General features: G+C 49.0%; 5 protein-coding genes. 2 read left to right on the forward strand and 3 right to left on the reverse strand.

Annotation, left to right across the window (positions count from 1 at the left end):
* Positions 1-12: 12 nt before the first annotated feature.
* Positions 13-1,296: a cytochrome P450 gene (locus tag C7B65_RS17985; RefSeq protein ID WP_083582959.1), complete on the reverse strand. Its 1,284-nt coding sequence runs from the start codon at positions 1,294-1,296 to the stop codon at positions 13-15.
* Positions 1,297-1,311: 15 nt separating this feature from the next.
* Positions 1,312-3,456: an AMP-binding protein gene (locus C7B65_RS17990; protein WP_073072326.1), complete on the reverse strand. Its 2,145-nt coding sequence runs from the start codon at positions 3,454-3,456 to the stop codon at positions 1,312-1,314.
* 943 nt (positions 3,457-4,399) lie between these two features.
* On the opposite strand from C7B65_RS17990, the gene C7B65_RS17995 reads away from it, so the two are divergent.
* Both C7B65_RS17995 and C7B65_RS18000 read left to right on the forward strand, forming a co-directional pair.
* The gene (locus C7B65_RS17995) at positions 4,400-5,425 is read left to right on the forward strand and encodes a TauD/TfdA family dioxygenase (RefSeq protein ID WP_073072327.1); all 1,026 of its coding nucleotides are present in this window, start codon (positions 4,400-4,402) and stop codon (positions 5,423-5,425) included.
* 445 nt (positions 5,426-5,870) lie between these two features.
* Complete coding sequence (locus tag C7B65_RS18000) at positions 5,871-6,836, forward strand: IS110 family RNA-guided transposase (RefSeq protein ID WP_189645267.1); 966 nt, start codon at positions 5,871-5,873, stop codon at positions 6,834-6,836.
* Positions 6,837-6,968: 132 nt separating this feature from the next.
* On the opposite strand, the gene C7B65_RS18005 is transcribed toward C7B65_RS18000, so the two are convergent.
* On the reverse strand, positions 6,969-7,229 hold a 261-nt coding region (locus C7B65_RS18005), incomplete at its 5' end, for a transposase (RefSeq protein ID WP_244913230.1).

A 7,229-nucleotide genomic window follows, 5' to 3' on the forward strand; every position in this document is an offset into this window, starting at 1 on the left:
TCTGGAAATTGCCTAAGTTCTAAAAGTCACCGGGAGCGCTTTCAAGCCCCGTAAAGCAATATTCTTTCTCCACTCTAGGGTGTTGGTTTGTAGCTGCAAGTCGGGTAAGCGTTGTAACAGGGTGTTGATGGCAATTTGACCTTCAACTCGTGCTAGTGCCGCGCCCAAACAATAGTGAATGCCATCAGCAAAGGACAGGTGATTGTTATCACTGCGGTTCAGCAAGAGGCGATCGCAGTCAGGAAATTGGGCGGGATCTCGATTGGCCGCTCCCAGATAAAGAATCACCTGTTCGCCAGCCGCAATTTTATGGCCATCGATTTCCACATCTTCCAGCGCGATGCGGGCAATTCGCTGAATTGGGCTATCGTAGCGCAGCAGTTCTTCTACCGCACTAGCAATCATTGTGGGTTCCTGTTTGAGTAACTCCATCTGTGCAGGATGGCGGAGCAACGCCAGCATACCATTCCCAATCAGATTGACGGTGGTTTCTTCGCCTGTGGCAAACAACAACATACAAACCGTTAACAGTTCATCATTACTGAGTCGATCGCCTTCATCTCTAGCCACGATTAGAGAGCTGATCAGGTCAGATTGCGGTTGCTTTTCCCGCTCTGCAATCAACTCGCGAAAGCAGTTGGAAAACTTTTGGATGATCTGATTCATATAAACCAGAGTCTCCAGAGAATTAAATGGATCCAGGATGCCAGACAGGTCATTCGCCCACTGATACACCTGGTCTTGAATGTCCTCTGGTATCCCCAGCAGGGTGGAGATCACGCGCACAGGTACGGGGCGTGCCAGATCGGAAATAATGTCCATGCGCCCTGTTTTCTGAACAGTGCCGATTAACTGATCTACAATATCTTGCGTTTGGGGACGCAGGCGTTCTACCACGCTGGGAGAAAAGGCTTGACCAACTAACTTTCGCAGCCTGGTGTGGTCAGGTGGCTCCAGAGATAATAACCATGTATTGGTGGCGCGTACTAGTGCGTTAAGATTTTGATTTTGATGTTTGAGGTACTGATTCTTATCATTGAGGCGTTGGGGTAGATTGTCACTGCGAAACCGAGGATCGCGCAAAACGGCCTTGACATCCGCATAGCGGGTTAGTCCCCATGATCCAAAAAAGTGCCGATGGATGGGGTCGTAGGAGCGAAGGCGGTGGTAAGCCGGATAAGGATTGGTGTGAAACTCAAGATCAAACGGATTGAACTTGAATGCTTTTGTTGTTTCTGGTTTTTTAGTGTTGCCAGAATCGACAATCTCTTGATTTGTATTTGAAATTGGCTCCATGTTCAACTCTCTCTTTTAAGTATCGGCATCACCTGATTGAGTATCTTCTGGTTGTAAATAACGGCATTCTTGCGATAGGTATTGGACAACGGCTTTGATGCTAGGGTATTCCCAGAATAGAGTGGGGTCAAGTTCTAGATTCAACCATTGAGCCAATTCACCTGTGGCACTAACAGCGACCGAGGAATCCATTCCGTAGTTCGCAAATGGTTCATTAATATTAATCTCATTCGATGGTACTTTCAGGTATAAAGCGAGATAAGCGATTAGCCAATTTTCTATCTCGTCAGGTGTGGACGTTGGAGTTAAAGTTTGATCGATCGCTGCCAACCCCTGCTTCTCAGAGGGACCTTGCTCCTGCAGCGGGTTTACTTGTGCCTGTTGTTCTAAATTGATGTCCTGGGGCATTGCAGTCCAATGACCAACCACATCCAAACTGCCATCCCAAAAACCAGCCTGACAAGCATGACGTTTAATTTTACCGCTGGACGTTTTGGGAATGCTGGCGGTCTTGAGTAATGCCACGGTGTAGACTTGCAGGTCGTGGTGCTTCGATACGGCCTGCCGGATCGCTGTAGCCACAGATTGGACATCCAACTGGCGCAGATAATTCCGCTCGACCTCACACGCGATCGCTAACTGCTCAACCCCATCGACTTCGACTAAAATCGCTGCTCCACAACCGGAGCGCAGGGCTGGATGACTTTGAGTGGCTGTCAGTTCAATGTCTTGCGGATAATGGTTGCACCCCCGAATAATGATCAAGTCTTTCAAGCGTCCGGTGACAAACAACTCACCGTCCTGTACAAATCCCAGATCCCCTGTACGCAGAAAGGGTTCGTTGCCGCTATCGTTCAGGTAGGCTCGAAACGTGGCTTCCGTGTTCTCGGGTTGTTTCCAATAGCCAAGTGCCACAGAAGAGCTGGAGACCCAAATTTCTCCAACCTTGCCAGCGTGACAGGGGATGAAGGTTTCTGGGTCAACGATCTCAATTTTTTGGTCTAACCAACTGCGACCACAACTCACGATCGCCTGAGCAGTGTTGTACTCCTCACCCACAACGACCACCTGATTTTGTTCTAAGGCGGCTTTGTCAACCTGGCAAATCAAGGGTGGGTCTGCTTTCAAACCGCCCGATATGATTAATGTTGTCTCCGCCATGCCATAGCAGGGGTAAAATGCCTCTCGGCGAAAGCCACACTCCGCAAACGTGTGAGCAAAATGATCTAACGTTTCAGCCCGGATCGGTTCCGCCCCTGTAAACGCGACATCCCAACGGCTCAAATCCAGCGTTGCCCGTTGTTCAGGAGTAACTTGGCGGCAGGCAAGGTCATAAGCAAAGTTTGGGCCACCACTGGTCGTAGCCTGATACCGGGAAATCGCTTCTAACCAGCGTAAGGGTTTCTGGAGAAAGGCGAAAGGGGACATCAGCACGACGGGGAAACCACCAAAAAGGGGCTGTAAAATGCCGCCAATCAGCCCCATATCGTGATAAGGCGGTAACCAGATGACCCCTCGGCTATGGGGGGCATGCTCAAAACACTGATGAATTAATGTCAAATTTTGCAGCAAATTTTCATGGCTGACCATCACGCCCCTGGGAGTTCCCGTAGAACCGGAAGTGTACTGGAGAAAAGCCAGGTCGCTCCCGGAGACCATCGGCTCCTGCCACTCTGAAGCCAGATGGCTGGCGATGAGATCGGTGGGCAACCAGTGCAAAGCCGCCAATTCTGGATTTTGGGCAATTTGATTGTCCATCTTGCCTAACTCAGCTGTCGTAGTCAGTACTACCGTCGCCTGAGCATCGGCAACAATGGACTGTAGCCTGGACTGATTTTGATTGCGTCTGGGTGGATAAGCAGGAACTGCCACCACAGAGGCATACAAACACCCAAAAAACGCCGCAATGTAGTCTAGACCGGACTGATAAACCAGTATCGCTCGATCTCCTGGGGCGACTAGGGATTGCAGCGATGCCGCGATCGCTCGTGCTTGTTGATCCAATTCTCCACAGGTCAGCCTGAAAGATTCTGTTTCTCCGTCCTGAAGAAAGGTATAAAGGGTCTGGTCGGCTTGGTATAAAGCTCGATGCCGCAGCAGCTCGATTAACGTTAAACCCTTAGCCAAAGTATCTGGGAAATGCTCTAAGAAATTATGCACTGTATCGTCCCTCTGTGCTGAAAGCGAAGGTTTTCGAGTTGCTTCACCAAATCTCGTGGTCTAGTCAAAGGTCAGGGGAAATTTGTCTCTCAATAATTCATCTCTCAACCAAATTCATTCCCTCCATCGTATGCAACGCCAAGACGCAATGCCAGGATGCAACGCCTTTATTTTATGTTTAATGATCAATAGTCCGGGTGCGATTCGTTGAGGGATGAAATACGGTATCCAGTCCGTCCATAATCACTCCAGCCAAGACTCCTAAGTCTAGCTGAACTTCCCGCTTGATGTCGGTGCAAGCCCTACCCTTCAAACTCAGAAGTAACTCCTGATCTGCCTACAGCGAACAAGCTCGATTCTTGCGGGCTAAAGCTGGGAGGGCGCAATCAGACAACAGTTATGGGTTGACGCTGGCGCTAACAGGGGGGTTCCTACGATGAAATCAGATTCTGAAAAAGCGACCGAATTGTGAGCAAGGCATAACCACAAAACCTTGACTTTGCCAGAGATTGTATCCCGCCGTGTCTCCGGAGGAAACCTGTAAGAGTCAGAGGTTCTGGCGGTTGAATTGAATCCATCTAAGGGAACGGGCAATCGAGCAGGAGGAACGAAGACGACAATTACTGGGGGGACAGGATTTGTAATTGACGCGATCGGTCAATTTAATTGACGCGCAACACCCGCCTTTTAAGGCGCAGATATATATGATAAATTGCTTTATATAGCAAGCCGATGTGAATTGTGAAACCTGGAATCACCCTAAACTTAGGAGCTAGGGGCACGATTAATCTTACGTTTCACAACTCACTTAGGATTGCTATAGCAGTACGAGAAAAGGTCAAGACATCAATCTCCGCTGTTCCTTTACCTCTCAAGGGGCTTTGTGTCCTCGCCTATTCATCCGTTGCCATATTTGCAAAGCTACTCAGCAAGAGGAACAGTCATGACAGGAATTTTCCACCCAGTGTCTGAGACCTCGGTAAAAATGTCTTTCTTAGATCCGGATAAGCAGTTCCCTCTGGTTGTTGAACCAATTGCTGAAGGACTTGGCTTGTGGGCATGGGCGACGGGTCATCGAGAGTTGATCGAATCTCAGGTGTTGCAATATGGCGGTTTGCTATTTCGGAATTTTAATGTCAATGGCTCATCCGACCTGGAAGCCCTGATTCACAGTCTCTCAGGCGAACCCCTGGAGTATCGGGAGAGATCCTCACCGCGCCGCACGATCTCAGGCAAAATTTATACTTCTACAGAATATCCAGCAGAGCAAACCATTGCCCTGCACTGTGAAAATTCCTACCAGGAAAGTTGGCCGATGCGGATCTTTTTTCATTGTCTAACGCCCGCTGCTGTCGGCGGTGAGACCCCGATTGCTGATACTCGCAAAGTCCTTACCCGGATAGATCCTGAGATCCGGCAGCGCTTTATTAACAAACAGGTCATGTATGTTCGCAACTTTTACCACTTCTTAGGGTTACCCTGGCAAACGGTGTTTCAGACAGCCGATAAAGCCGAAGTTGAATCATACTGCCGGGAAAACAAGATTGAGATAGAGTGGATGGAAGGTGGACATCTCAGAACAAGCGTAGTACGGGAGCCTGTTTTAACGCACCCTCAAACTGGGGAGGAGGTATGGTTTAATCATGCAATGTTTTTCCATGTGAGTACCCTTGAACCAGAAATCCAAGAGGGTTTACTATTGGCATTTCAAGAAGATGAACTCCCAAGTAATAGCTTTTACGGGGATGGAACCCCAATTGAAGCCTCAGTAGTTAAGGAGCTACGGCAGTGCCATCAGCAAGAAATGGTGCTTGTGCCGTGGCAGCAGGGAGATGTATTGATGTTAGATAACATGCTAGTGGCTCATGGACGCTTACCATATTCTGGTTCGCGCCAGGTATTAGTAGGCATGGCGCAGTTAATCAGGCGAGACCCCGAGATCGGCAGTGCCCTTTTATCAAAGATATGAGGAAAATAGCGGGATAGTAGTCTTAAGTTAGCTGCAATTATCATGAAACCTTACCTAATCTGAGCAACTTGTGGGTCGGATGACATCATGAAAAATGAGACGATCCGACGTGGCAAGAAGAATTAGGGCTTGCTGAGGAACTCTGAACAGATGGTTGTGTTGCAAATATTTTTAGTGACAAACGAAGTGTTTCGTTCGCATTCCGTTAAGCGCTAATTCCGAACAGTTCTTCAATAAATTTTACTTGAGAAACCCTGTCCCCTGGTATGTTAAGAGTGTGGTAGACCGATGTCCCCAAGGTTCTTCAAAACCGTAGTTAAGCTTGGGTCGCCACACCTTCTCGAAGTACTGAGAACTCGTAAAATCGCCTGGACAGTAAAGTCCGCATGGAGCCAGAAAGAGTGCAGTCTTCGAGCAATTCGATCCAATCAGAGGTGAACAGGTGATGCAACAACGATCGCAATGGGTGGGCATTGATGTGAGCAAAGCGACTTTAGATATCTATATCCGACCCATCGCTCAGCAGTTTCAAGTTCAGAATCAAGCCCTTGGCATCGCTGACTTAGTGAAGCGACCTCAGGCGTTTGAGATTGAGCAGGTGATTGTCGAATCGACGGGTGGATTGGAACTGGAAGTTGCCCAAGCGCTGCAAGACGTGGGTATTGCTGTTTCGATCATCAATCCTCGACAAGGGCGAGACTTCGCCAAAGCCAGTGGCAAACTCGCGAAAACAGATCGAATTGATGCGGCGGTCTTAGCTCACTTTGGAGAAGCGCTCCGACCTGCCATTACAGTCTTAGCGAGTGACCAAGACCGCGCACTTCAAGAGGCGGTGACGCGCCGACGGCAATTGGTCGAGATGTTGAGCGCTGAGAAAAATCGCCGAGCGAGTCTGCGGGGCACGATGCGTCAGAACGTTGACACTCACATCGAGTGGCTGGAAGAGCACATTGAGGATCTCGATGAGGAAATTGAGGAACTCAGTCAATCTCAAGTGGAATGGCAAGCGCGTATCGCCCTGCTCAAAACTGTGCCCGGTGTCGGTCCAGTCATCGCCACAACGCTGATGGCTGCCTTGCCCGAACTTGGAACCGTTAGTGATAAACGCATCAGTGCCTTGGTGGGGGTTGCTCCATTCAATCGAGATAGTGGCAAGTTTCGCGGCAGTCACATGATTTGGGGCGGACGCGCGAATATCCGTGCGGTGCTCTACATGGGCACGCTCGTTGCTGGGCGATACAATCCGGTGCTCAAAGCGTTTTACGAGCGGCTTCTGGGTCAGGGAAAAGCGAAGAAAGTGGCGTTAATCGCCTGTATGCACAAGTTGCTCCGCATTCTGAATGCGATGATTCGCGATCTCAAACCTTGGCGAGTTCCTGAAGTGCTACGACCTGATGAGATTTGTTGCTGATCTAGGCGTTAACGCTCAGTTTTAGGAAGGATGAGAGTGTGTTGATCAAAGTGGCTCCAACAGCGATGTGCGAGTCGCTGCTTTATTGTGCTTTGTTTTTTTCGTAGCGTTGATTTCGCTGACCCCTCAAATTCACATTTGATTCTTGACATTCAAGATAATCGCTTTGCTGACTCCCTTCACTTGTCCTTTGCGAATCATACTCATGGCTTCAATCCCGCTCAAAGTTCGTCTTGCCGTGTTGAATGAGCCGAATCCCATCATGGGTTTGGTCAATCGCTTGATGATTCGATGATCCTGCTCGATGATATTATTCAACCTGAGTTCGGGATAAGAAATCGCCAGAAGTCCTGATTTTCCGTGCCTTGCTGCTATGCTCCACATCAGGCTCTT

Source organism: Phormidesmis priestleyi ULC007 (assembly GCF_003003695.1).
GTDB classification, from domain to species: Bacteria; Cyanobacteriota; Cyanobacteriia; order Leptolyngbyales; family Leptolyngbyaceae; genus Phormidesmis_A; species Phormidesmis_A priestleyi_A.